General features: G+C 69.2%; 24 protein-coding genes and 1 pseudogene. 17 read left to right on the top strand and 8 right to left on the bottom strand.

The window, feature by feature from the left end; genetic code table 11:
• Window positions 1-7 precede the first annotated feature (7 nt).
• The gene (locus PV679_RS15050) at window positions 8-1,369 is read left to right on the top strand and encodes a cytochrome P450 (protein WP_319680723.1); all 1,362 of its coding nucleotides are present in this window, start codon (window positions 8-10) and stop codon (window positions 1,367-1,369) included.
• 2 nt (window positions 1,370-1,371) lie between these two features.
• Here PV679_RS15050 and PV679_RS15045 read toward each other — a convergent pair whose 3' ends face one another.
• Complete coding sequence (locus PV679_RS15045; RefSeq protein ID WP_319680722.1) at window positions 1,372-3,288, bottom strand: acyl-CoA dehydrogenase; 1,917 nt, start codon at window positions 3,286-3,288, stop codon at window positions 1,372-1,374.
• Between the two features lie 443 nt (window positions 3,289-3,731).
• On the opposite strand from PV679_RS15045, the gene PV679_RS15040 reads away from it, so the two are divergent.
• Window positions 3,732-3,932: a hypothetical protein gene (locus tag PV679_RS15040; RefSeq protein WP_319680721.1), complete on the top strand. Its 201-nt coding sequence runs from the start codon at window positions 3,732-3,734 to the stop codon at window positions 3,930-3,932.
• Between the two features lie 514 nt (window positions 3,933-4,446).
• Here PV679_RS15040 and PV679_RS15035 read toward each other — a convergent pair.
• Window positions 4,447-5,211, bottom strand: coding sequence for a PIG-L deacetylase family protein (locus PV679_RS15035; RefSeq protein WP_416069726.1), 765 nt, complete (start codon window positions 5,209-5,211; stop codon window positions 4,447-4,449).
• 67 nt (window positions 5,212-5,278) lie between these two features.
• Here PV679_RS15035 and PV679_RS15030 point away from each other — a divergent pair.
• Window positions 5,279-5,404 (top strand): annotated as a pseudogene (locus tag PV679_RS15030) (thymidine kinase); the annotation flags it as partial.
• On the opposite strand, the gene PV679_RS15025 reads toward PV679_RS15030, so the two are convergent.
• Window positions 5,401-6,177: a VOC family protein gene (locus PV679_RS15025; RefSeq protein WP_319680719.1), complete on the bottom strand. Its 777-nt coding sequence runs from the start codon at window positions 6,175-6,177 to the stop codon at window positions 5,401-5,403. The pseudogene PV679_RS15030 and the gene PV679_RS15025 sit on opposite strands and share 4 nt — an antisense overlap.
• Before the next feature lie 207 nt (window positions 6,178-6,384).
• Between PV679_RS15025 and PV679_RS15020 the strand changes: the two genes are divergently transcribed.
• Both PV679_RS15020 and PV679_RS15015 read left to right on the top strand, forming a co-directional pair.
• On the top strand, window positions 6,385-7,212 hold the full coding sequence (locus PV679_RS15020) for a sulfurtransferase (RefSeq protein ID WP_319680718.1): 828 nt from the start codon (window positions 6,385-6,387) through the stop codon (window positions 7,210-7,212).
• Between the two features lie 287 nt (window positions 7,213-7,499).
• A complete protein-coding gene (locus PV679_RS15015; protein WP_319680815.1) occupies window positions 7,500-8,678 on the top strand; it encodes an IS30 family transposase in 1,179 nt (392 codons plus the stop codon).
• 105 nt (window positions 8,679-8,783) lie between these two features.
• Here the strand turns inward: PV679_RS15015 and sepH are convergent, their stop codons facing one another.
• Window positions 8,784-9,818, bottom strand: coding sequence for a septation protein SepH (gene sepH / locus PV679_RS15010; RefSeq protein ID WP_319680717.1), 1,035 nt, complete (start codon window positions 9,816-9,818; stop codon window positions 8,784-8,786).
• A 489-nt stretch (window positions 9,819-10,307) separates the two neighbouring features.
• On the opposite strand from sepH, the gene PV679_RS15005 reads away from it, so the two are divergent.
• Window positions 10,308-11,183: a hypothetical protein gene (locus tag PV679_RS15005; RefSeq protein WP_319680716.1), complete on the top strand. Its 876-nt coding sequence runs from the start codon at window positions 10,308-10,310 to the stop codon at window positions 11,181-11,183.
• A gap of 15 nt (window positions 11,184-11,198) precedes the next feature.
• On the opposite strand, the gene PV679_RS15000 is transcribed toward PV679_RS15005, so the two are convergent.
• Both PV679_RS15000 and PV679_RS14995 read right to left on the bottom strand, forming a co-directional pair.
• Window positions 11,199-12,524, bottom strand: coding sequence for a D-arabinono-1,4-lactone oxidase (locus tag PV679_RS15000; RefSeq protein WP_319680715.1), 1,326 nt, complete (start codon window positions 12,522-12,524; stop codon window positions 11,199-11,201).
• Window positions 12,478-13,731, bottom strand: a complete 1,254-nt coding sequence (locus PV679_RS14995) for an MFS transporter (RefSeq protein ID WP_319680714.1) — start codon at window positions 13,729-13,731, stop codon at window positions 12,478-12,480. Before PV679_RS14995 ends, PV679_RS15000 begins: the two co-directional genes overlap by 47 nt.
• Window positions 13,732-13,838: 107 nt before the next feature.
• On the opposite strand from PV679_RS14995, the gene PV679_RS14990 reads away from it, so the two are divergent.
• Both PV679_RS14990 and PV679_RS14985 read left to right on the top strand, forming a co-directional pair.
• Window positions 13,839-14,966 (top strand): ferrochelatase, encoded by a 1,128-nt coding sequence (locus tag PV679_RS14990; protein WP_319680713.1) that lies wholly within the window; start codon window positions 13,839-13,841, stop codon window positions 14,964-14,966.
• A 12-nt stretch (window positions 14,967-14,978) separates the two neighbouring features.
• Window positions 14,979-15,794, top strand: a complete 816-nt coding sequence (locus PV679_RS14985) for an inositol monophosphatase family protein (RefSeq protein WP_319680712.1) — start codon at window positions 14,979-14,981, stop codon at window positions 15,792-15,794.
• Between the two features lie 157 nt (window positions 15,795-15,951).
• Here the strand turns inward: PV679_RS14985 and PV679_RS14980 are convergent, their stop codons facing one another.
• Window positions 15,952-16,125 (bottom strand): hypothetical protein, encoded by a 174-nt coding sequence (locus tag PV679_RS14980; protein WP_319680711.1) that lies wholly within the window; start codon window positions 16,123-16,125, stop codon window positions 15,952-15,954.
• Window positions 16,126-16,475: 350 nt separating this feature from the next.
• On the opposite strand from PV679_RS14980, the gene PV679_RS14975 reads away from it, so the two are divergent.
• The 4 genes from PV679_RS14975 (at window position 16,476) to PV679_RS14960 (ending at window position 19,999) form a co-directional block, all read left to right on the top strand.
• Window positions 16,476-17,129: a response regulator transcription factor gene (locus tag PV679_RS14975; protein ID WP_319680710.1), complete on the top strand. Its 654-nt coding sequence runs from the start codon at window positions 16,476-16,478 to the stop codon at window positions 17,127-17,129.
• Window positions 17,129-18,370: a sensor histidine kinase gene (locus tag PV679_RS14970; protein ID WP_416069725.1), complete on the top strand. Its 1,242-nt coding sequence runs from the start codon at window positions 17,129-17,131 to the stop codon at window positions 18,368-18,370. The genes PV679_RS14975 and PV679_RS14970 overlap by 1 nt, the downstream gene beginning before the upstream one ends.
• Window positions 18,371-18,774: 404 nt before the next feature.
• Window positions 18,775-19,071 (top strand): DUF4193 domain-containing protein, encoded by a 297-nt coding sequence (locus PV679_RS14965; RefSeq protein WP_030350183.1) that lies wholly within the window; start codon window positions 18,775-18,777, stop codon window positions 19,069-19,071.
• A gap of 13 nt (window positions 19,072-19,084) precedes the next feature.
• Entirely contained in the window at window positions 19,085-19,999 is a 915-nt protein-coding gene (locus tag PV679_RS14960) for a hypothetical protein (protein ID WP_319680708.1), read from the top strand.
• Between the two features lie 164 nt (window positions 20,000-20,163).
• Here PV679_RS14960 and PV679_RS14955 read toward each other — a convergent pair whose 3' ends face one another.
• Complete coding sequence (locus PV679_RS14955; protein ID WP_319680707.1) at window positions 20,164-20,622, bottom strand: DUF3093 domain-containing protein; 459 nt, start codon at window positions 20,620-20,622, stop codon at window positions 20,164-20,166.
• 58 nt (window positions 20,623-20,680) lie between these two features.
• On the opposite strand from PV679_RS14955, the gene PV679_RS14950 reads away from it, so the two are divergent.
• The 5 genes from PV679_RS14950 to kdpA all read left to right on the top strand — a co-directional run bounded on the left by PV679_RS14950 (window position 20,681) and on the right by kdpA (window position 24,649).
• Complete coding sequence (locus PV679_RS14950; protein WP_416069724.1) at window positions 20,681-21,301, top strand: PaaI family thioesterase; 621 nt, start codon at window positions 20,681-20,683, stop codon at window positions 21,299-21,301.
• Complete coding sequence (dut, locus tag PV679_RS14945; RefSeq protein ID WP_319680706.1) at window positions 21,298-21,813, top strand: dUTP diphosphatase; 516 nt, start codon at window positions 21,298-21,300, stop codon at window positions 21,811-21,813. The genes PV679_RS14950 and dut overlap by 4 nt, the downstream gene beginning before the upstream one ends.
• Window position 21,814: 1 nt before the next feature.
• Entirely contained in the window at window positions 21,815-22,591 is a 777-nt protein-coding gene (locus tag PV679_RS14940; RefSeq protein ID WP_319680705.1) for a DUF3710 domain-containing protein, read from the top strand.
• 301 nt (window positions 22,592-22,892) lie between these two features.
• On the top strand, window positions 22,893-22,982 hold the full coding sequence (gene kdpF / locus PV679_RS14935; RefSeq protein WP_033264828.1) for a K(+)-transporting ATPase subunit F: 90 nt from the start codon (window positions 22,893-22,895) through the stop codon (window positions 22,980-22,982).
• 2 nt (window positions 22,983-22,984) lie between these two features.
• On the top strand, window positions 22,985-24,649 hold the full coding sequence (gene kdpA, locus PV679_RS14930; RefSeq protein WP_319680704.1) for a potassium-transporting ATPase subunit KdpA: 1,665 nt from the start codon (window positions 22,985-22,987) through the stop codon (window positions 24,647-24,649).
• Window positions 24,650-24,681 lie beyond the last annotated feature (32 nt).

Here is a 24,681-nt window from a genome sequence, read left to right as displayed (position 1 = left end):
CCGACCCATGCCCTCTCCTGCGGATATCCCCGCCCCGCCGCCAGGCTGCCCGGCGCACAACAGCGGCAAGGGAATCCCCCTGTACACAGCTGATTTCGCCGATGACCCGCAGGCCCACTACGAGTACATGCGCGGCTTCGGGGTCGCCGCGCCCGTCGAGCTCGCGCCCGGTGTGGAGGCCTCGCTGGTCACGGATTACGCGGCGGCGCTCCATGTGCTCCAGAACCCGGACGTCTTCGGCCGTGACTCACGACGCTGGCGGGCCCTCAACGAGGGCCGCATACCGATGAACAGTCCCGTCCTGCCCATGATGGCGTTCCGACCGGGGCCGCTCTTCACCGACGGGCCCGAGCATCTGAGGCTCCGTCAAGCCATGACGGACAGTCTGGCGAAGATCGACAGCCGTTGGGTGACCCGGCTGGGCGAACGAATCGCCAAATACCTGATCGAGCAGTTCAAGGGCCGTGGCACGGTCGACCTGGTGCGGGAATACGCGCAGGTCCTCCCGTTGCTCGTCTTCAACGAGCTCTTCGGCTGCCCCGCGGACGTGGGCGACCGGGTGGTGTTCGGCATCTCGGGCATCTTCGACGGAACCGACGCGGAGAGGGCCAACAAGGTGCTGGGGGAGGCACTGTTCGAGCTGGTGGCGCTCAAGCGGAAGGAGCCCGGCGAGGACGTCATCTCCTGGCTGATGCAGCATCCGGCCGCTCTCACCGACGAGGAGATGATCCCGCAGATCATCCAGCTCATCGGTGGCGGGACAGAGCCGCTCGCGAATCTCATCGCGAGCGCCCTGGCGGTGCTGCTCTCCGAAGAGACGATCGCCGGGCTGCACTCCGGCGGTCTGCTGGTCGAGGACGCCGTCAACGAGGTCCTCTGGAACAGCGCCCCCATCTCCAACTACGCCACGCATTTTCCGCTGCAGGATGTCGAACTGTCGGGATACCGGCTGGACGCCGGGGATCCGGTGCTCATCAGTTTCGCCGCGGCCAACACCGATCCCAATCTGTCCGGGGACCGGCAGACGCTCAGCAAGCGAGCGCATCTGGCCTGGGGAGCCGGGCCGCATGCCTGCCCGGCCAAGGATCCCGCGCTGCTGATCTCCGTGCAGGCCATTGAGAACCTCCTCAAGGACCTGCCGGACATCGAGCTGGCGGTTCCTTCCGAGAATCTGGCCTACCGGCCGGGCCCGTTCCACCGGGCACTGAGTTCACTGCCCGCCCGGTTCACTCCCGTCCGGATCTCGCGGCGGGAAACCGCCGCGCCCCGGTCGGCGGTCCGCGCCGCCGGCGGACCTCGGACCGAGGACGCGTCCGCACCGCAGAAGGGGAAGTTCTGGAGTGGCTTCCTGGCGTGGATGAAGGGCTGAGATCACTCGGCCGTGGAAGCCGAGACTGAGGCGCGTGGCCACGTCGACCACATGTCCCCCTCGTCACCGATCCGGCCGCCGCTGGCGATCGGCACGGTGGCGAGGAACTCGGCGGGCAGATCGAACGCGTCCACCAGACTCAGCATGTGAGGGGCCAGGCCGGCGATGATGTCGTTGCGGACATCCGGGAAGGCCCGCACGTGATCGGCGGTCAGATGTCCCTCGGCGAGCAGCCTCCCGGTGTGCGAGTCGAGCTGACGGAGCAGGAACAGCCGGCACAGGTCCTCCAGCAGGCTCCGTGCCGTCGGATCGGCCGCCCGGGCGGCCGCGGCGATGAACGCGTCGGCGGCCTCGCGGCAGACATGCGCCGAAACCATCTCCAGAGCCGTTTCGGATGCCTCGTTCCAGCGTCCGAGCGGATCGCCCGCAGGACCTTGGCGCAGAGCGCTCCTCGCCCTGCGCTGCGCGTCGGACTCGACCTCGGCCAGAAGATCACGCAGAAAGCCGAGATCGGTCAACGATCTCTCGGCGAGCGGCTCGTCGCACGCCCGACGGCGTTCCATCTGATGGCCGAAGAGCATCTCGGATGCCGCCTTGTTCCAGATGACAAGGTTGTCACCCTCTGCGGTGATGCCGCCCTCTATGTTCAATGGCAGTTCGGATATGCCGTTGACCGGGAAGAGTCCCTGCGCTCCGCACCGCTCCCGGGACTCGATCGCGATCGCGCGGGCCTGCCAGGTGATCCATCCCTTGGTGATCGCGACCAGTCGCTCCGTATCGGCCCGGTTCTCCGGTGTGTGCCCGACCCACTGGGAAACCACCTCCCGATGGAGGAGCGTCATGGCGTACGCCGTCGCGATCGAGTCCAGCAGTCGGCTGTGATGGCTGCGATGCGCCACCAGCGGAATGCGCTCACCGCGCTTCATCCCGCTGATGTGCCGGGAGTGGGCATGCCGCACGGCGATGGTCAGGGCAGCCCTCGACATGCCCAGGGTGCCCGCGCTCATGCAGAGCTTGCCGCTGGTGACACGGCCGATTGAGTGCAGGAACCGTTTGCGTGCGCTGCCCAGCGTGCTGTGGAGCAGGCCTTCCCGGTCCAGCCGGCCGTGCTCCGCTTCGAGCAGCGCCTCACGCGGCAGCCGCACCATGTGGAAGCGGGTCAGGCAGTGGTCGACAGGCGTGCCGGTGCGGTCCGGGAGCTGTTTGACGTGGACTCCCGGCAGATGGCCGTTCTCGTCGCTCAGCGGAGTGAGGAAGAGGAAGGCTCCCTGATCCTCGCCGTCGATCACCAGCCGCGCCGCCACGACGGCCGACTTCGGGCCGCCCGCCAGGCTGGTGTTCGGCATGAATTTCTGCGCGCGGTCATTGGGCGTGTGCAGGATGAACCCGCCGGTCTCCCGGTCGTATTCAGCGGTCGTCTCAAGAGCCGCCGCGTCGTTGCCGTGACCCAGCTCGGTGCAGAGGAACGTGCCCGTACGCCGCATCTCGGTGAAGGCGGACAGATCGCGGCCTCCGCTGTCGGCGTCCTGTTCCAGCAGGCTGCCCAGAAACAGGTTGTAGTGGATGCTCGCCAGGGTGCAGAGGCCGCCGTCCACCACTCCCGTCCACTCGTGGAGTGCCGAGAGCCGCTGCGGATCGAGGGCCAAGTCCGTGGGAGAACCGGCAGCCTCATTGACCAAACGCAGGCGGGAGTAAGAGAGTTCGACGCGCTCCGCGGGGGAGAGGCCGGGACGGTGCCGGAACTCCCCGGTGGAGAGGAGGTTACGCCATGCTCCATGAACCCGTGCCTGCTCGTCGCCGTTGAAGAGCAGGTACGTGAGCTCAGAACGGGCCCTGTTCTGTCCCTGCACCGGTAGGTGAGGCGACACCGGGGCGGTGTCCTGGGGGAGATCATTGTCACGAAATGTCAGCATGGTCATGAATAACTCCGCATGAATGCCCTACGCCAACGAACAGAACTTGAGACAATTTAATACGGGCACGCCTATTGACTCCAGCGGTTTCAAGATCTTTTTTTGAGTGGAAAATCACTCGGGGGGGCACTTGAGGAAGCAGTCGGCCTGCATTACCCTCGGCCCCCTTATATTGCAAAGTGCGGCCTTGTGTGTTTAGAAGTAAGGCCAAGATTAAACGGCTGTCTCCCGGGGAAGTCATGAAAGATTTAGTCACATCTCGGTAGTCGCCGTCCGGCGGCCCAAGGTGACGGAAGCGAAGCGTCACCGCCCGGCGACCCTCCGCCTGGCGCTGGGCTGCGGTGTCGCCGTGATCGGAGGTCGGAATCCACTCGATGTCTCATGTTTCCGACATATGCCCGGACCTGTGATGCCGGCTGTCCGCGTTCCGGCGGCACCGCCTCTCCGGAATGGCCGTTCCCGGCACAGTCGTGTCCCGCGGTATTATTTCCAACCGCATAACCCGGCTGCGGCCGCTGCGATTTTCCCATTTCCCCGGCTGGGAATTCTCCATTTACGCGGCGCCGGAAATTGCACAGAACACCAATGAATGCTCCGCCGAAATGAAAGTGTTCGGCCTCTCAGGTTATTCGCGCGAAGTGGCCGAATAACCATCCGCTGGGCCGTGGCAGGGCCATGTGGCTGACGGTGACGCTCCTCAGGGCTGTCCCGTCATCCCGGGCGGGCGCGCGGCGTCAGCTACGGCACGGCGTCAGACGCGGCATCTCGCCGCGTTGTCGGAACGCCCTCATACACCAGTACGGCGACACGCCTCCGCCTCGCGATCCACCGCATCTGACGCCGCGCGCTGATCCACCAGGGATGACGGGACAGTCCCTGGACCTTCATCCCGCCGGGACTTACCCGGTCCAGCCGGTCGGCGCGTCTCTCCTTCGGACCCGGCTGACATCTGTTCGGCCGGTGAACACGTCAGGCCCGCGCTTCGGCGCGGTGACGTACGCGTTCGTGCCGAAGGGCGACATGGAGGTCGAGAGCGTCCGGCTACGAAGGTTCGCAGGTCGCGGGACGGCAGCCGTTGACAGCGGCGTGACGCGGTCGGGCCGGGCCGGCCTCTGGAGGGACAAGGGCGGCGGCAGAGCGATGCGGCCTCGCTGATGCGCAGGATCAGGTCGTCAGTTGCCTCAACCCGCCCGGAGAAGGGACGAAACTGATACGGGTGTAGTACTCGGTGCCGAGGATTCGGTTCCGGGTCTCCTCCGGGAGGCGGGACAGGATTCCGGGCAGCGGCCGTTCCCGCTCCACCTGGCTGCGGTGCGCCAGGATCGCGCGCCACTTCTGATCGAGCCACGGCCGGACGTCCACCGTCGCGGTGACGTGGTCGTCCGGCACGCTCAACGCCGACTTGCCGACCCGGCTCAGGAGGTCGCCGAGATCGCCGACGCCCGAGTGAGGATGGGTCGCCAGATAGACGGCGCGAGGCTGCCACGGTTCACCTGCTTCGAGGTGGAGTTGCTTGAGCCCGGCGGCGGTCACAGCGAGCATGGTCATCTGGTGGGTGTGGCGGTGATCGCGGTGTCCCGTCAGTTGGCCGTAGGCGTCGTGGGTGATGACAATCTCGGGCCGGACCTCCCTGATGTGAGCGACGAGGCGGCCGACGGCTTCGTCGAGGGGCACCTCGCACCATCGCGGTCGTCCGGGCGCGGATTCGGCCACGCGGTGGTCGGCGTAGCCGAGCATGCGCGGCGGCTCGCGGATTCCCAGGGCCGCCACGGAGTCGGTGAGTTCGGGAGCGCGCGGGCTGTCGGGTGCCCAAGTGGCGGTGACGACGGCAGTGCGGGCACCCGCGTCGGCGTGCTGGGCAAGGACGCCGCCGGACACGATCGCCTCATCGTCAGGGTGCGCAAAGACCGCTAGAACGCTGGGCAACACGGCTTTCTCCTCGATCCTGGCCGGTCGACCTTCGCGGGCCCACGCAGTCCGCCGGCCGGGTGACGGGGCCGGTGACGAGGTGCTGTGCCGACGCCACCACCGGCGCTGGATGACCGGTGCCACCGCCGCTGCCGCGCTCTGCCCGGACGTACTGTCCGCCCGAGGCGCGTCCCGCGCACGGGAGGGCCCTTAGACGCCGGACGACCGTACGATCGTGAAGATCGCGCCCTCCGGGTCCGCGACCGTCGCGATCCGTCCGTTCACGCTCTTCCGCGGCGGCTGGAGCACATGCCCGCCGAGCTCAGTGACCAGGCGCGCGGTGGCATCGGTGTCGTCGACCTCGAAATGGGTCATCCAGTGCGCGCCCCGGTCACGGGCCAGCGCCCGACCCACCCCGTGCAGTGAGGCGACCGGCCGTCCCTCCAGAAGAAGTGTCAGAAAGTCGAAGTCGGCCGAGACGACCGCGTCGACCTCGTAGCCGAAGAGTGCCTCGTAGAACTTGCCGACCACGGACGTCTCGCGGGTGACCAGCTCATTCCAGACCGGGGTGCCATGCGCCCCGGCCACCGCCGTCCCGGTGTGCGCCGCGGCCTGCCAGATGCCGAAGACCGCGCCCGCCGGGTCCGAGGCTATGGCCATCCGGCCGGCCTCGGCCGCGTCCAGCGGCCCCACACCGACCGTGCCGCCGTGGCTCCTGATCGTCTCGGCGGTCTTGTCGGCGTCGTCCGTCGCCAGATACGTCGTCCAGGCGATCGGCAGATGGCGGTCGGGCGGCAGTTGGCCGATCCCCGCGATCTCCTTGCCGTCGAGCAGCCCGCGGACGTACGGTCCGAGCTGCTGTGGTCCGGGTCTGAACTCCCAGCCGAACAGCGCTTCGTAGAAATCCTGAGTCGCGGCAAGGCCGTGCACCATCAGACTCACCCAGCATGGCGTGCCGGGTGTGCGCCGGGTCGCTGCCTCGGTCATCGTCACTCTCCTCGGACCGTCGTGGTGGTGTGCGGAGGCCGGGCACGGGCCCCGAGCCGAAGCGGTCGCCGCACCCCAGCCGATGCTCGCACCCACCGGCATGCGGCGCTCCGGGCCGCGCCGCTTTTGGCGGGATCTCGATTCGGTGTTTACCGCCTTTTTCTCAGTGGTTGGGGCCGGGACGGACCGTGCGCGAGGATGGATTCCATGACAGCCATCATCAACGCGGCCCAACTCGTCGGCGAGTCGGCCGGGACGCGTCCGCCCGTACTGCTCGATGTCCGCTACGCGCTGGGCGGGCCGCCCGGCCGCCCGGAATACGAGGCCGGGCATCTGCCGGACGCCGTGTATGTCGACCTCGACACAGAACTCGCCGGTCCGCCGGGCGAAGGCGGCCGGCATCCACTGCCCGACGTGGCGGCCTTCGGCGCGGTGATGCGGCGCGCCGGGGTCTCGGCGGACTCGCCCGTGGTGGTGTACGACGGTGGTCAGGGCTGGGCGGCGGCCCGTGCCTGGTGGCTCCTGCGCTGGACGGGCCATCGTGATGTCCGGGTCCTGGACGGCGGCCTCGCGGGCTGGACCGGTCCGCTGTCCACCGAGATCCCGGCTCCGGAAGCGGGCGATTTCAGCCCCGTCGCCGGTTCGCTTCCGCTGCTGGACGCGGACGCCGCGGCGGCCCTGGCCCGCGACGGTCTGCTGCTGGACGCCCGGGCGGCCGAGCGCTATCGGGGTGATGTGGAGCCGATCGACCGGGTCGCCGGTCATATCCCGGGCGCGGTGTCGGCTCCCACGACGGAGAACGTGGACGAGGACGGCCGTTTCCTGTCGGCCGAACGGCTGGCCTCTCGCTTCGCCGGGCTCGGAGCGGCGGACGCCAAGGAGATCGGTGTCTACTGCGGCTCGGGAGTCTCCGCGGCCCATGAGCTTCTCGCCCTGGAGATCGCCGGATTCCAGGCCGCTCTGTACGCGGGTTCCTGGTCCGAGTGGTCCGCGGCCGGTGACCGCCCGGTGGCCACGGGACCCGACCCGCGGTAGCCCCGGACACGAGGGCCCGTACGCGCATGGGCGGGTTCTAGCGATCCCCGCAACACCCTGTAGTTCAGGGAGTTGCGGGGATCGTGATTTTTGAGGAGTTGAGGGCGCGGTTCTTCGAGGTGCTGGACCGGGAGGACGGGAGCATCTCGGGGGCTGCTCGGGCGGTCGGGGTGAATCGGGCCACGGCGTACGGGTGGGCGCGGAAGGCCGGTGTGCGTGGCCGTGGGAAGTCCGGCGCGGCCGCGCATCCGGGCCGGGAGGAGTACGACCGTCTTCGAGCGGCCGGGATGCGGCGGCGGGAGGCCGCGGCGCGGGCCGGGGTCCACGAACGTACCGCCCGGGACTGGGACCGCGGCATCCGCAAGAGCAACGGCGCGCGCCTGCACGCCGATGGGCGCCGGATCGACTACAAGACCAGTGTGACCACCATCGTTACTGCTGCGGCAGAGCCGTCCCTCGCGGCAGTCGATGCTGAGCTGCACTCTCGGTTCCTGACGGTGGCCGAGCGGGAGACGATCGCCGACCTGCGTCGTTGCGGTCAGGCGCTGCGGGCCATCGGACGGGCACTGGGCCGGCCGGCATCCACCGTCAAGCGCGAGATCGATGCCCACTCCGTCGAAGGCGTCTACCTGCCGCACCGGGCCCAGCGGACGTGGGCGAAGAGCCGTCCACGGCCCAAGGAGTCCAAGCTCGCCCAGGACGGCCCGCTGCGTGAGTTTGTGGCGGACAGGCTGCGGGAGCGATGGTCGCCGGAGCAGATCTGTCACGCTTTGGTCATCGAGTACCCCGACAACGAGAGCATGCGGGTGAGTCCGGAGACGATCTACCAGGCGATCTATGTCCAGGCCAGAGGTGGACTGCGCCGCGAGATCGCGGTCGCACTGCGCAGCGGGCGTACCCGCCGCAAGCCCCACCGCAGCCCGGACCAGCGCACCCGCCGGTTCGTCGACGAGATGGTGATGATCTCCGAGCGTCCTGCCGAGGTCGAGGACCGGGCGGTGCCCGGCCACTGGGAAGGCGACCTGATCGTCGGCCCCCGCAGCGCGAGCGCGATCGTGACGCTGGTCGAGCGTTCCACTCGCTACGTCCTGCTGGGGCACCTGCCGGGCGGGCACACCGCCGAGGAGGTCCGTGACGTGCTGGTGCCCTTGATCCAGACCCTGCCCGCACACCTGCGCGGCTCGCTGACCTGGGACCAGGGCTGCGAGATGGCCGCGCACAAACAGTTCACCGTGGCCACGGGAGTACCGGTCTACTTCTGCGACCCGCACTCCCCCTGGCAACGCGGATCGAACGAAAACACCAACGGCCTGCTGCGACAGTACTTCCCCAAGAGCACCGATCTGTCCGTGCACAGCGCCGCAGACCTCGAACACGTCGCCCAGCAACTCAACGGCCGACCACGCAAAACGCTCGGCTGGAAAACCCCAGCCGAGCGCCTGCGTGATCTACTGACGACCGCGTAGGCCATCAGGTGTTGCGAGGACCCCGAGAATCCGCCCATGGCGTACGGGCCCTCGCTGTGCGCGTCACCAACGTCCGCGTCCCGCTCCGGTCGTGGGCGGGACGGGTTACTCCTGCTTCTTGCGGCGCGTACCGAACACGATCTCGTCCCAGCTCGGGACCGCCGCCCGGCGGCCCGGACGTACACCGTCCGCCTCGGCCTGGCGGTCCGTCGTACCCGTGAGCCGGTCCCGGTGCCCGGTCACCGAACGCGGCATCAGCACATCCGCGTACGCCGATCCCGCACCGGCCGACGCGGCGGGCGCCACCGGCTCCTCCGCCTCCGGATCGTGTCCCGGATCCAGGTCCGGCGGCTCCGGCGGCGCGGGCCGTTCGGGCACCACCATGTCGCCGCGGAAGCTGGGCACCGCCTCCAGCAGGCTGGTCAGGGAGTCGCGCTCGCTGTTCTCGTCGGACTCGGGCAGCGCGGGCCGTTCCAGCGCGCGGTCGAGGGAGCGGTCCAGCGGCCGGTCGCGCGGCAGCCGCGCGATACGCGGGACGAACGGAAAGCTCGGCTCCTGCGTGACCGTGTCATCGGTGTCACCGATGAGCGCGCGCGCCTCGTCGTCGACGGCCTGGACGAGCCGCCGCGGCGGGTCGTACGTCCAGCTCGCCGAGTGCGGTTCGCCCGCGACCCGGTAGACGAGCAGGACCTCCCAGGTGCCGTCGTCACGGCGCCACGAGTCCCACTGCACGGTGTCCTTCTCGGCACCGCGCAGCGTCAGCCGTTCCTGCACCGCCTCGCCGAGCTGGGGTCCCGTGTTCTCTCCGGGGCGGCGCACGGCGGTCTTTCTGGCGCGCTCGGCCATGAAGGCGCGCTCGGCGAGCACCGGTCCCTCGAACCGGCGGACCCGGTCGACGGGGATACCGGCGAACTGGGCGACCTCCTCCGCGGAGGCACCGGCCCGTATCCGCGCCTGGATGTCACGCGGTCTGAGGTGGCTCTCCACCTCGATCTCGATCTGACCGAGGCGGGCACGGTCATTGCGCACGGCGGCGCGCAGGCGCTCATCGATCGGAAGCGTGTATTCCGTGCTGTCGGCAGCCTTGAGCACCAGTCGTGTGCCGTCGTTTGAGACGGCCACGACACGCAGTTCGGGCATGGGAACCTCCCGGGTGGTGCCTGCCGACGTCACGTGCGTCGCTGCTTCCGCTAGTCGAGTGTGGCCTGCCCGGGTGCAGCCTGCCACAACCTTGCCGTGCTGCCCGGCGTGTCGGGCGTGAGCCCTGGACCGCCGTTATGGCACGGTTACCTATTTGCGACGCAGAGTGACATACCCGGTCACTCTGTGCAGCAGGCGCCCGTGCGGAGCCACGGCGCCGCCGGATCGAGTGCCACCTTCGGCCCCCTTCCCGCAGGTCCCGGACGCCCATGAGGGAGTCCGGCCCCAGGGCTCGCCACAGTACTCCATTCGGGCCATGCGGGTGGACCGGCGCGCCGCCCAAGTTCTCCCAGGGCGCGGGAGTTGAGGCGCCGGGAGGCCCGCGACGGGTGTCATGTTTCACAGAACCTACAAAAACGGAACTATTCGCCTCGCTCAGTTGTCCCTCACTGGTGCGGGGTAGAACGGCTGGGCGAGCAGAGGGCGGAGATGGATCAGAAGCTGGGCGGCACGGAACAGCGGGACGGCGAGGTGCGGCAGCGGGAACGGCGGCTCGATCTGACCGTGCCGCAGGTCGCGGGCAGCGCGCTCGCGGCGGTCGCCGCGGCGGTGCTCGCCTCCCAGCTCGGCGTGTACGGCACGGTCATCGGCGCGGGCGTGGTCAGCGTGGTCGCCACCGCCGGCGGTTCGGTCTTCCAGCAGCTCTTCCGGCGTACCGGCGAGCAGATACGAGTGGTCACGGTCCAGACGAAGCCGGGCGGCCGGCGCGGGCCGGTGCGAGACGGCCGGAATGATCCGGGCGACCCGGGTGACGTGACCTGGGCGTTGTCCGGGCCAGCGGGCCGGGACGGGCGGTTCGGCGAGGCCACCACGCACGGCAGCCGGATACGGGGCTGGAAGCGTCCCGCGCTCGGCGCCGTCGCCGTCTTCGTGGTGGCGATGATCGGGATCACCGGATACGAACTGATCTCCGGTCAGGACCTGAGCGGAGGCAAGGGAACGACCGTGGGTTCTGTCGTACGCGGCGGCGACCGGTCCGTACCTCCGCAGGCTCCCGCCGACTCGCCGGACCCGGGCCCGACGCCGGGCGGCCGGACCCCGGACGACGGCGTCACTCCTGGCGGATCGGCCGGCGACGGTCCGAGCACCGGACCGGAACAGGATGACGAAAGCGCCACACCGCACTCTCCGACACCCACTCCCTCGCGTCCCGGCGACACCCCCGCCTCGCAGACGCCCAGTCCGACACCGACTCCCTCCGGTTCTCCCGGAGACACCGCCGGGGCCGGTGGCGCCGACGGCGGCGTGACGGGCCGGCACACCGGTCCCGGGACGGCGGACCGGCAGACGGAGACGGATCGTTGAGACGGCCACCGGCGGTCAGTCTCCGAGGACTCGTCGCAGATAGTCGTTGCCGAACAGCCGGCCCGGGTCCAGCCGGTCGCGCAAGGCCGTGAACTCGCCGAAGCGCGGATACACCTCGGAGAGATACTCCGCGTCCCGCGTGTGGATCTTGCCCCAGTGCGGCCGTCCGCCGTGCGCGGTCATGATCCGTTCAACCGCGGTGAAGTACGAGCGGTACGGCGTGCCCCGGTAGAGATGGACCGCGATGTATGTGCTCTCGCGTCCCGAAGCCGTCGAGAGCGCGATGTCGTCCGAGGGAGCCGTCCGTATCTCCACCGGAAAACTCACCTTCAGGGGTGAGCGCTCGATCATCGCCTTGACCTCGCGCAGCGCTCCGACCGCGGCCTCCCGGGGCAGCGCGTACTCCATCTCCACGAATCGCACCCGGCGCGGAGACGTGAAGACCTTGTACGGGAGGTCCGTGTACGTACGGGCGGACAGGGCGCGGCTGGAGATCCTGGCGATGGCCGGGATGACGGCGGGCACGGCTCGGCCGAGTGAACAGGCCACCTGGAAGGCGCCGTTGGAGAGGAATTCGTCGTCCACCCAGCCGCCGACCCGGCCGGGCGGCGCCGCGGGCCCCGAACTGCGGTTGTTGCGCTTGGTGTTGCAGTTGCCGGTGTGCGGAAACCAGTAGAACTCGAAGTGTTCGTTCTCGGCGACGTGCTGATCGAATTCCGCCGTGACCCTGTCGAAGGTCATTGGCTCTTCGCGGGCCGTCAGCAGGAAGACCGGTTCCACGGCGAAGGTGAGGGCGGAGACCACACCCAGCGCGCCCAGCCCGATCCGGGCGACGGCGAAGACGTCCGGGTTCTCCTCGGCGGAGCAGCGCAGCAGTGTGCCGTCCGCCGTGACGATCTCCAGGGCCCGGATCTGAGCGGCTATGGAGGCCGAGTCGCGGCCGGTGCCATGGGTTCCGGTGGAGGTCGCGCCGGCGACGGTCTGCTCCATGATGTCGCCCATGTTCGTGAGCGACAGTCCCTCCCTGGCCAGCGCCGTGTTCAGCCGCCTGAGCGGAGTGCCCGCCTCCACCGTGACCGTGCCGGCGGCCCGGTCGATCTCCCGGATGCCGGTCAGCAGATCGGGCCGTATCAGCACACCGTCGGTGGCGGCGGTGGCGTTGAAGGAGTGTCCCGTGCCGGCCGCCTTGACCCGCAGGCCGTCCCGCGCCGCCTCGCGTAACGCCTCGGTGAGTTCCTCGGCGGAGGCCGGGGACACCACCCGGGCCGGCCGGGCGGTGACGTTCCCCGCCCAGTTACGCCACGCGCTCCTTGCCGCCGTGCGTGTGTGGGTCCTGGTCATCCGCCCCGCGCCCTCCCAGAATCGGCACCGGCTCGCGCAGCCGGCGATACCCCAGGAACGCCACCACGGCCGCGGCCGCGCCCGCCACGACGGGCACCCCGTACCCCGCCTCGGCACCGGCGGCGTCGACCACCCAGCCGGCGGCCGATGAGCCGAGCGCCACTCCGACCGCGAGCCCGGTACTGGTCCAGGTCATGCCCTCGGTCAGCTTGGTGCGCGGTACGTGCGCTTCGACGAGGGCCATCGTGGTCACCATCGTCGGTGCGACGGAGAGGCCCGCGACAAAGAGCGCCACGGCCAGAAACGGCAAATTCCCGGCCAGTTGGAGGGGGATCATACTCACGGCCATCGCGCAGACACCCACCAGCCACCTCCGCGGGGCCGACCCCTTGAGGTGCAGCAGCCCGAACACCACGCCGGCGGTGCAGGATCCCAGCGCGTAGACCGCCAGCACCAGGCTCGCCGCCGCCTTGTGGCCCTGCTCCTCGGCGAAGGCGACCGTCACCACATCGACCGCGCCGAAGATCGTCCCGGTCGCCACAAAGGTCGCCACCAGCACCCGCAGACCAGGAGAGCCGAGCGCCGAACCTCCGGTGTGGTGCTCACGTGGCCCCGGTACGGGCTCGGTGGCGCGCTGCGCGGTCAGCCAGAGGACTCCGACGACCAGGAACGCCGCCGCGAGCAGCGGGCCCGCCTCCGGGAACCAGGCAGTCGAGAGCCCGATGGAGATGATCGGGCCGAAGATGAAACACACCTCGTCGACGATCGACTCCCACGAGTACGCGGTGTGCAGTTCACGCGGTCGGCCGCGGTAGATCGCCGCCCAGCGGGACCGCACCATCGCGCCCACACTCGGCATACAGCCCGAGCCCACGGCGAAGACGAACAGCGTCCAGTCGGGGGCGCTCTGCTGGGCGCAGAGCAGCAGCCCGGCGATGCTCACCACGGAGATCAATGTCGTCGGACGCAGCACCCGGCGCTGGCCGTGCCGGTCGACGAGCCGGGAGATCTGCGGGCCCAGCGCCGCGGCCGACATCGCCATCGTCGCGGAGAGCGCTCCTGCCAGCCCATAACGTCCTGTGAGCTGCGAAATCATCGTCACGACACCGATGCTGGTCATGGCCAGCGGCAGCCTGCCGATCAATCCGGCCGCACTGAATTCCCTGGTGCCGGGAGGGGCGAATATCGCACGGTAGGAACTGGGCAACGGACGCTCCGGTAAGTGATGAATCAGGCCGGTACAGCTTACGGCCGTCCGTGCGCCGTCCGCGCCGCGGTTTTCCCGCGGACCGGGGCGGATGGCAGGATCGAAACATGTCCGAACAGCTTGCGACTTCTCCCTACGACGCCCTGCTCCTGCTGTCCTTCGGCGGCCCAGAAGGCCCGGACGACGTGGTTCCGTTCCTGGAGAACGTGACCCGGGGCCGCGGTATCCCCAAGGAGCGGCTGAAGGAAGTGGGCAAGCACTACTTCCTCTTCGGGGGAGTGAGCCCGATCAATGAACAGAACCGCGCCCTGCTGGACGCGCTGCGCGAGGACTTCGCCGAGCACGGCGTGAACCTGCCGGTCTACTGGGGCAACCGCAACTGGGCGCCCTATCTGACCGACACCCTGCGCGAGATGACCGCCGACGGCCGGCGCCGGATCGCCGTCCTCGCCACCAGCGCGTACGCCTCGTACTCGGGCTGCCGCCAGTACCGCGAGAACCTCGCCGACGCGCTCGCCACGCTGACCGCGGAGGGCCTCGAACCGCCGCGGGTGGACAAGCTGCGGCACTACTTCAACCATCCGGGTTTCCTGCGGCCGATGATCGAGAGCGTGCTCGCCTCGCTCGCGGACCTGCCCGAGGACGTACGCGCCGGAGCGCATCTCGCCTTCACCACCCACTCCATCCCCGACGCGGCGGCCGACACCTCAGGGCCCGCCGAGGAGCACGGCGAGGGCGGTGCCTATGTCGCGCAGCATCTCGATGTCGCCCGGCTGATCGCGGAGGCGGTGCGCGAGGAGACCGGCGTCGCACACCCGTGGCGCCTCGTCTATCAGTCACGCAGCGGCGCTCCGCACATCCCGTGGCTGGAACCGGACATCTGCGACCACCTGGAGACGCTGCACGGCGAAGGCGTCCCGGCCGTCGTGATGGCTCCCATCGGCTTTGTCTCGGACCATATGGAAGTCCTGTACGACCTCGACACGGAGGCCACCGCCAAGGCCGCGGAACTCGGCCTGCCCGTCCGCCGCTCGGCGACGGTGGGAGCGGACCCGCGCTTCGCCGCCGCCGTACGCGATCTCGTCCTGGAGCGCGCCGCGACCGAGCGGGGGCGCGCGGTGGAACGCTGCGCCCTGGGGGCGCTCGGCCCGAGCCATGATCTCTGCCCGGTCGGGTGCTGCCCGGCCCGTGCCCCCAGGCCCGCCGCGGCGGGCGCCGACAGCCCGTACGCCTGAAGGAGCCAAGCAGTGACCGACGCCCGGCCCGATGCCGCACTGACCGACGAACTGCTCGCACTCGCCCTGGAGGCGGCGCGCCGGGCCGGCGCGCTGCTGCGCGACGGCCGTCCCGACGATCTCGCCGTCGCCGCCACGAAGTCCAGTCCCGTCGATGTCGTCACCGAGATGGACATCGCCGCCGAGAAGCTGATCACCGGCTATCTCGCGGAGCACCGTCCCGACGACGGCTTCCTCGGTGAGGAGGGCGCCAGCTCGCCCGGCGGCAGTGGCATCCGCTGGGTCATCGACCCGCTGGACGGCACCGTGAACTATCTCTACGGGCTGCCGACCTGGTCCGTCTCCATCGCCGCCGAGCGGGACGGCGAGAGGCTCGTCGGGGTCGTCGAGATCCCGATGCGCCGGGAGACCTTCCGGGCCGTGCTGGGCGGCGGCGCCTTCGTCAACGACCGGCCGGTCCGCTGCCGTCCCGCGCCGCCGCTGGAGCGCGCTCTGGTGTCGACGGGCTTCAACTACGTCACCGCCGTCCGCACCCACCAGGCGGAGATCGCCGCCCGGCTCGTCCCGCTGCTGCGCGACATCCGGCGCGGCGGCTCGGCGGCCATCGACCTGTGCGACGTCGCGGCCGGCCGGCTGGACGGCTACTACGAGCGCGGACTGCACCCCTGGGACCTCGCCGCCGGAGATCTCATCGCGCGCGAGGCCGGCGCGCTCACGAGCGGCCGTCCCGGCACGCCGCCCGGCTGGGATCTCACGGTGGCCGCGACGCCCGGTGTCTTCGAGCCGCTGCTGGCGCTGCTGGAGGAGTACGGCGCCTGGCACGACTGAGCCGGCCCGCTGTGCCCGCCGACCGGCCGGCGGCGGGCACAGGGAAGGGCCCCGGCGCCGTCCCCTCGGCACCGGGGCCCTGCTCGTTGGTTCTGTACGGCTCTGTGTGGCTCTGTAAGTGGTAGGGCTGTCCAGGAACGTACATCTGTGGCGTGGGTCAGACGCTTGCGGCGCCTACCTCCACACCGTGTTCGGCGGCGAGCCGGCGAAGATCGTCCAGCTCTTCCTGTTCGACGTCCGCGAGGAAGTCGTCGCCCATTTCGCGGGCTCGGGTGAGATCAGTTTCCGTGGCCTTTATACGCTGCAGCAGCCCGGCGGTGAACGCGTCCATTGCGCCCCCTCGTCGTGGGTCAGTGGCACGGGGGTGTGCCGACGTCTTGGTCAGTGGCACGGGAGTGTGCCGACGGCGGATGGATCACGCACCCACTGTCTCTGGATGACAGATAAGGGTGTGGCATGCCACAAACAGGGCGTGATCTCGGGTGTGCAGTCGTCTTCCCCAGGCTCCGTCATCGAGAAACCTCAACCCGACAAAGAATCCATTCCATTCCCGGTCGTGCGGGGTCGTCCGCATCGTCTTACCGCCGGTTTATGGGCGTAACGGGCAGGATGTAGCCGCACAGCCAGTGCTACCACCTGCCCTGATCACGGATGACGGGGCTCAGAGGAAGGAACAGCGACGTGCGCGTACTCGTCGTCGAGGACGAGCAACTGCTCGCCGATGCGGTGGCCACCGGACTACGCCGGGAGGCCATGGCCGTCGACGTCGTGTACGACGGCGCCGCCGCCCTGGAGCGTGTCGGAGTCAATGACTACGACGTGGTGGTGCTGGACCGCGATCTCCCGCTGGTCCACGGCGACGACGTGTGCCGCAAGATCGTCGAACTGGGAATGCCCACCAGGGTTCTCATGCTCACGGCCTCGGGCGATGTCAGCGACCGGGTCGAGGGCCTTGAGCTGGGCGCCGACGACTATCTCCCGAAGCCCTTCGCGTTCAGCGAGCTCACCGCCCGGGTACGGGCGCTGGGCCGCCGTACGAGCGTGCCGCTGCCGCCCGTCCTGGAGCGCTCGGGGATCAAGCTCGACCCCAACCGCCGCGAGGTCGTCCGCGACGGCAAGGACATCCAGCTCGCGCCCAAGGAGTTCGCGGTGCTGGAGGTCCTGATGCGCAGCGAAGGAGCGGTCGTCTCGGCGGAGCAGTTGCTGGAGAAGGCATGGGACGAGAACACCGATCCCTTCACCAATGTCGTCCGGGTGACCGTCATGACACTGCGCCGCAAGCTGGGAGAGCCACCTGTGATCGTCACGGTGCCCGGCTCCGGTTACCGGATCTGATGTCCGTGGCGACGACCCCGCCGGCGCCTCCCGCCGCGCCTCCGAAACCGACCTGGGACCCGCGGCGGCCGGATCAGGCCCTGCCATGGGTGCGGCCGACGATCCGGATACGTCTGACGCTGCTGTACGGCGGGATGTTTCTGATCGCCGGCATCCTGCTGCTCTCGATCATCTATCTGCTGGCCGCACAGGCCCTGCATGTGGGCAGCGAACTGCCTTTCAAGATCGTGACGGGCAATGTGAGCAGCGATGTCTGCAACTTCCCGGCCAAGGCGCCGCCCGAGCAGTTCAACGCCGCGATGAACAGTTGCGTCAACCACCAGCGGAAGCAGGCGCTCGACGATCTGCTCACCCGCTCGCTGTTCGCCCTGGTGGGCCTCAGCATCATCGCGTTCGCCTTCGGCTACGCGATGGCCGGCCGGGTCCTGTCGCCGCTGGGCCGGATCACCCGCACCGCGCGGCGCGTGGTCGGCTCCGACCTGTCGCGCCGGATCGAGCTCGACGGCCCGGACGACGAGCTCAAGGAGCTGGCCGACACCTTCGACGAGATGCTGGAGCGGCTGGAGCGGGCCTTCACGGCGCAGCAGCGCTTTGTCGCCAACGCCTCGCACGAGCTCCGTACACCGCTCGCCATCAACCGCACCCTGCTGGAGGTCCATCTCTCCGATCCGGGTGCGCCGATGGAGCTCCAGCAGCTCGGCAAGACCCTGCTGGCCACCAATGAGCGCAGTGAGCAGCTTGTGGAGGGCCTGCTGCTGCTCGCGCGCAGCGACAACCAGCTCGTGGAGCGAAAACCGGTCGATCTCGCCGAGGTCGCCACCCGCGCGGTGGACCAGGCCCTCGGCGAGGCGGAGGCGAAGGGCGTGGAGATCCGCGGCGAGCGGGCGCCCGTCGTCGTGCAGGGAAATGGTGTCCTGCTGGAGCGGATCGCCCTGAATCTGGTGCAGAACGCCGTCCGGTACAACATTCCGCGCGGAGGCTGGGTGGTGGTCACCACCGAGATCCAGCAGGGCCAGGCGGTCCTGATGGTGTCGAACACCGGTCCGGTCGTTCCCGCGTACGAGATCGACAATCTTTTCGAGCCGTTCCGTCGGCTGCGTACGGAGCGCACCGGCAGTGACAAGGGAGTGGGCCTTGGCCTGTCGATTGCCCGTTCCGTGGCCCGCGCTCACGGCGGCCGTATCTTCGCGGAGCCGCGAGAGGGCGGTGGTCTCGTGATGCGTGTCACTCTTCCGATCTGAGATGCTGCGCGCAGCGTTCGGCGACGAGATTGCTTTGTTCGCTTTGCGCGGAATTCTCAGGCCCCAATCCAGGCGGGACCATGTGTGATCGATCACAGGGTCGAATTCCCGCCTATCTACTCTCCGTCATCGGGACCTCCTCGGAAAGCCGGTAAAGTCCGGGTTTCCGGGGGCCCGGATCACGGGAAGTACACGGGGTGGCGCCCGTGGAGTGCGACCTCAGGACCGTGTACGGTCCCCTTCGCCACCTGAAGCCGATCACTCGTCAGGAGTGCGGTTGGGTGTCGATTGAGTAACAGACCTTGATGTGAGGCAAAATCTCCGCCTCAGGTCGGGCACAAGTCCGGCCTCTCACGCGTTACGTGCGCTGAAGACACCACAGACACCCAGAGGGGGAGAGCGACATGGCAACGGATTACGACACCCCACGCAAGACCGATGACGACGTCGATCAGGACAGCCTTGAAGAGCTGAAGGCCCGGCGGAACGACAAGTCGACGTCCGCGGTGGACGTCGACGAGTTCGAGCAGGCGGAAGGCCTTGAGCTGCCCGGCGCGGATCTCTCCAACGAGGAGCTGTCCGTCCGGGTGCTGCCCAGGCAGGCTGACGAGTTCACCTGCATGAGCTGCTTCCTGGTACATCACCGCAGCCAGTTGGCCAGGGAGAAGAACGGCCAGCCCATCTGCCGCGACTGCGACTGAGGTCAGGTCGGCCGTGGCAGGCGACTCACCGTCTCGGAAACGGCGCTTCCGGCGCAAGGCTTCGCCGGAGGCGTATCAGGGCGGCACAGGCCCGGCAGATGGCACTCAGCCGCCTGCCGAGCAGTCCGCTCTCCTGCCCCATCCCGACGCGCGTGACGACGAGCGGGGCCTGACGGCCTCGCTCGAAGCGGCTCAGGACGACCACGACGGTCCCGCGACCGGGGGCCGGCGCCTGGACGCCGTGAAACGCGGTGTTCGCAAGGGCGGCGAAAGCGCCAAGGCGGCGCTGGTCCACATCGCCGACCGGATCATTGAGAACGCGCCTCGGGTTCCGGTCCGGGACCTCGCGACCCTGCGCAAGCAGTTTCCGGGTCTCGGCCCGGAGGAGCTGGCCGACAAGCTGGTCGCGGGCGCCGCGAACAGCAGCTCCACGGTCGGCGCGGGCATCGGCGCGGTCGCGATGATGCCCGTACCGCCCGCGATGCCGACCGAGCTGGCGGCCGAGATCACGGCCGTCGCCGCGATCGAGATGAAGCTCATCGCCGAGCTGTACGAGGTCTACGGACAGCGGCCGCCCGGCGGTCTCAAGGAGCGCAGCACCGTCTATCTGATGTCCTGGACGGAGGAGCGCGGGGTCGATCTCAGCAAGCCCGGGACCGTCAATGCCGCGCTGAGCGTCCGGATGAAGCGCGAGCTGCGGCAGCAGATCATGAAGCGCACCGTCCGCAGTCTGCCGAATCTGGTGCCGTTCATGATCGGCGCGGCCGTCGGCGCGATGATGAACCGGCGCGACACCAAGAAGGTCGCCGAACGCGTCCGCAGGGATTTGCGGAGCGGGCAGATCCCCTGGGACGCGCTGCCGGAACTGCCGCCGCTGGAGCGGCCCAAGGAGCTGCCGCCCGAGCTGCCCAAGGAGCTCGGGGACTAAGGGCTGTCCACGTCCAGTGTGCGAGCGCCCCTGCGCCGTGCGACGCACCGCATCCGACGCCGCGCGCTGGTCCACCAGGGATGAGGAGACAGCCCGTAGGGCCTCTTCTCAAGGCTCGTACGAGGCAGGCCCGCACCGAGCGGGCCCGTATGTTCCGGCCGGATTCAGCCCGCCCGTACCGCCTCCAGCGCCGCCGCGAGGGCAGCCGGGTGCCGGGTCGACAGATAGAGGTACGGAGTCGGATCGTCCGGATCCGTGACCTCCACGCGCAGCGCCGTCGGCACATAGCTGCGCAGCAGCATGAACGCACGGGGATCGGCCTTGTACAGCCGCCAGGCCCGCGCCTCCTCACTGTCGAGGGAGTGGGCCTTCCCGAGGGCCGAGACCGGGATCCGGGCGTCACCGGCGACCAGCGAGTCCGCCACCACCCGGATCCGCGCGGACCCGTAGGAACTCACTCCGGCCGCCGCCAGCGCACCCGCGCCGATCAGCCCGCCGAGCAGCGGTACAGGCCCCAGGGGCAGCAGGATCAGACCGCCCGCGAGCGCGATGAGGGCGGCGATGCCCCACCAGGAACGGGGTGCGGTGAGGCGTTCGTCGTAGCGCGCGGCGGAGGGCTCCATGAAGCCAAGCTTGACATGGTGCGGTCGGCGGACGACCGCGCGGGTAAGGTCTGCGCCTGTGAGTAATGTGCCATCCCCGGGGACGCCCCCCGGATCCTCCGCCGGGCCGGGGACCCTGACACCGCCGGCCGATGCCGTACCGCCGGTACGGCATCCCGACGCACCGGCCCCCGGTGAGCTGCTCGGCTCCCACTACGAACACTGTTTCGGCTGCGGCGGGGCGCAGCCGCACGGGCTGGCGCTGAAGGCGCGCGCCGGTGAAGGCGTGAGCATCACCGCCGAGTTCACCGTGAAACCCGCCCACCAGGGCGCTCCCGGTCTCGCCCACGGCGGCGTACTGGCGACGGCGCTCGACGAGACGCTCGGTTCGCTGAACTGGCTGCTGCGGGTGATCGCGGTGACCGGCCGGCTGGGAACCGAGTTCGTACTGCCGGTACCGGTGGGCACGCTCCTGTATCTGGAGGCCGAGGTCACCGCCGTCCATGGACGGAAGATCTACGGCACGGCCACCGGCCGGCTCGGCGGCCCCGGAGGTCCCGTCGCCGTGCGTGCCGAGGCCCTCTTCATCGAGGTCAAGGTCGAACATTTCACGGACAACGGCCGCCAGGAGGAGATCCGGGCGGCCATGGCCGATCCCGACCAGGTCAAACGCGTTCGCGCGTTCGAGGTGAACCCATGAGCCGCTCTCCTGTGGATGTGCTGATCCGCCGCGTGGACCCGGAAGTACCGCTTCCGTCGTACGGACATCCGGGCGACGCCGGAGCGGATCTGGTCACCACGGAGGCCGCCGAACTCGCCCCGGGAGAGCGGGCCGTGCTGCCGACGGGAGTGTCCATCGCGCTGCCCGACGGGTACGCGGCCTTTGTGCACCCGCGCTCCGGACTGGCCGCCCGCTGCGGTGTCGCTCTGGTGAATGCCCCCGGGACGGTGGATGCCGGGTACCGTGGAGAGATCAAAGTGATCGTGGTCAATCTGGACCCGCGCGAGAGCGTGCGGTTCGAGCGGTTCGACCGGATTGCCCAGCTGGTCGTCCAGCAGGTCGAGAGGGTGCGCTTCCACGAGGTGGCGGAGCTTCCCGGCTCCGCGCGGGCCGAGGGGGGCTTCGGGTCCACCGGCGGTCATGCCGCCGTGGGCGGCGTACAGGGTGGGAATCGATACGCTTCGGCCGTATCCGACCGGGAAGGACAGTGACGTGTTCGGACGTCGCAAGAAGAGTGGTTCCGCAGAGGACGCGGCGGACGCAGCGGGCGAGACCGAGCAGGTCGTCGACGGCGTGAACGCCGATGACAACGAGGCGGTGGCCACGCCCCGCCGGGCCAACCTCCCGCCGGCGCCCAGGCCCGACGGTCCCTGGGACATCTCCGAGGTCTCCAGGCCCGACGAGGGCCGGGTCGACCTGGGCGGCATCTATGTCCCCGGGGTGGACGGCATGGAGCTGCGCGTCGAGGTCGCCGGTGACGCGATCGTCGCCGCCACGGTCGTCGTGCGCGACAGCGCCGTACAGCTTCAGGCGTTCGCGGCGCCCAAGAAGGAAGGCATCTGGGGCGAGGTCCGCGAGGAGATCGCCTCCGGGATCACCCAGCAGGGCGGCATCATCGACGAGGTCGAGGGTCCGCTGGGCTGGGAGCTGCGGGCCCAGGTGCCCGTACAGCTTCCGGACGGCACCGGAGGCGTGCAGCTCGTGCGCTTCATCGGCGTCGACGGGCCGCGCTGGTTCCTGCGCGGTGTGATCTCCGGGCAGGGCGCGGTGCAGCCCGAGGCCGCCGGTCTGCTGGAGCAGATCTTCCGGGACACCGTCGTCGTACGCGGTGACGGACCGATGGCGCCACGCGACCCGATCGTCCTCAAGCTGCCGAACGACGCGCAGATGGTGCCCGAGGGCGTACAGCAGGACGAGCAGGAGGGCTCCCGCTTCTCCGGTGGCATGGGACAGCTCCAGCGCGGTCCCGAGATCACCGAGGTGCGCTGAACAGCCTGACCCGAAACACCTGTGGCCGGTGGGCCGCACCCCTTCATGGACGTTCATGGGGTGCGGCCCACCGGCGTTTTCGCTGGTCACGGCCGTGACCATATGGAGTGCGTCAAGCCGGCGACCCCAGCCGTAAGGGACCCGTCAACAAACGGCTCGCGTCCCGAATCAGAGGGTTTCCTCAGTGAGTCAGATTTCCCGGACTCATCTAGGAGCTCACGATGGCCGACGTGGCCTTCGTCGTCACCACGATCGCGGTCTTCGCGCTGGTGGCCCTCATCGCCAAGGGGGTGGCGAAGCTATGACTGCCGAGAACATCGTCGGCCTCGTCGTAGCCGTCGCCCTGCTGGGCTATCTCGTCCTCGCCCTTGTTTTCCCGGAGAGGTTCTGAGTATGAGCCCCGTCCTCGCCGGTGTGCTCCAGATGCTCGCGCTGATCGTGGCGCTCGGTCTGGCGTACCGCCCGCTCGGCGACTACATGGCCGGTGTCTACAGCTCGCCCAAGCACCTCAGGGCCGAGAAGTGGATCTACAAGGCCATCGGCGCCGATCCCACCACCGAGATGCGCTGGCCCGCCTATCTGCGCGGTGTCCTCGCCTTCTCCGCGGTGGGCGTCCTCTTCCTGTATCTGCTGCAACGGGTCCAGGGCAGCCTGCCCGGGTCGCTCGGTTTCTCCTCGATCGACCCGGACCAGGCGTTCAACACCGCCGCGTCCTTCGTCGCCAACACCAACTGGCAGTCGTACTACGGCGAACAGGCCATGGGCCATGTCGTACAGACCGGCGGCCTCGCGGTCCAGAACTTCGTCTCCGCCGCCGTCGGCATGGCCGTCGCGGTCGCACTCGTACGGGGCTTCGCCCGGTCCCGCACCGGTGAGCTCGGCAACTTCTGGTCGGACCTGGTGCGCGGCACCGTCCGCATCCTGCTGCCGGTCTCCGTGATCGGCGCGATCGTGCTGGTCGCCTGCGGCGCCATCCAGAACTTCAGCGGAATCCACGAGGTCGGCCAGTTCATGGGCGGCTCGCAGCAGTGGAACGGCGGCGCCGTCGCCTCCCAGGAGGCCATCAAGGAGCTGGGCACCAACGGTGGCGGTTACTTCAACGCCAACTCCGCCCATCCCTTCGAGAACCCCAACGGAATCTCGAACCTCTTCGAGATCTTCCTGATCCTGGTCATTCCCTTCGCGCTGACCCGCACCTTCGGCACGATGGTCGGCAGCGTCAGACAGGGCTACGCGATCCTCGCCACGATGGCGGCGATCTGGATCGGCTTCACCGCGCTGATGATGTGGACCGAGTTCGCGCACCACGGGCCGGCGTTCGAGATCGCCGGCGGCGCCATGGAGGGCAAGGAGACCCGCTTCGGCGTCGGCGGCTCGTCGATCTTCGCCGTGGCCACCACGCTCACCTCGACAGGCGCGGTCAACTCCTTCCACTCCTCGTTCAGCGGCTTCGGCGGCGGCATCACGATGCTGGGCATGCAGCTCGGCGAGATCGCGCCCGGCGGTGTCGGCTCGGGCCTCTACGGCATGCTGATCATGGCGATCATCGCGGTGTTCATCGCCGGTCTGATGGTCGGCCGCACGCCCGAGTATCTGGGCAAGAAGATCGGCAGCCGCGAGATCAAGTTCGCCGCGATCTACATCCTGATCACGCCGGCGCTGGCGCTCTGCTTCACCGCCGCGGCCATGGCACTGCCCACACCGGGCAACTCCATGACCAACTCCGGGGCCCACGGCTTCTCCGAGATTCTGTACGCGTACACCTCGGGCGCCAACAACAACGGCTCGGCCTTCGCCGGACTCAACGCCGACACCCAGTGGTTCAACACCACCATCGGCCTGGCCATGCTGCTCGGCCGCTTCCTGCCCATGGTGTTCGTCCTCGCGCTGGCCGGCTCGCTCGCCGAACAGAGACCCGTCCCGGAGACGGCGGGCACGCTCCGTACCCAGAAACCGCTCTTCACCGGGCTGCTCGTCGGCACGATCGTGATCGTGACCGGTCTGACCTATTTCCCGGCGCTGGCGTTGGGACCGCTGGCCGAGGGGCTGGCGTCATGACCACTCGCCCGAAGCAGGAGGACCAGGAAAAC

The sequence above is a fragment of the Streptomyces sp. AK02-01A genome, assembly GCF_033795305.1.
In the GTDB taxonomy this organism is placed as follows: Bacteria; Actinomycetota; Actinomycetes; order Streptomycetales; family Streptomycetaceae; genus Streptomyces.
Note: the sequence above shows the minus strand (reverse complement) of the source record. Positions and strands in the feature narration are given on the sequence as shown.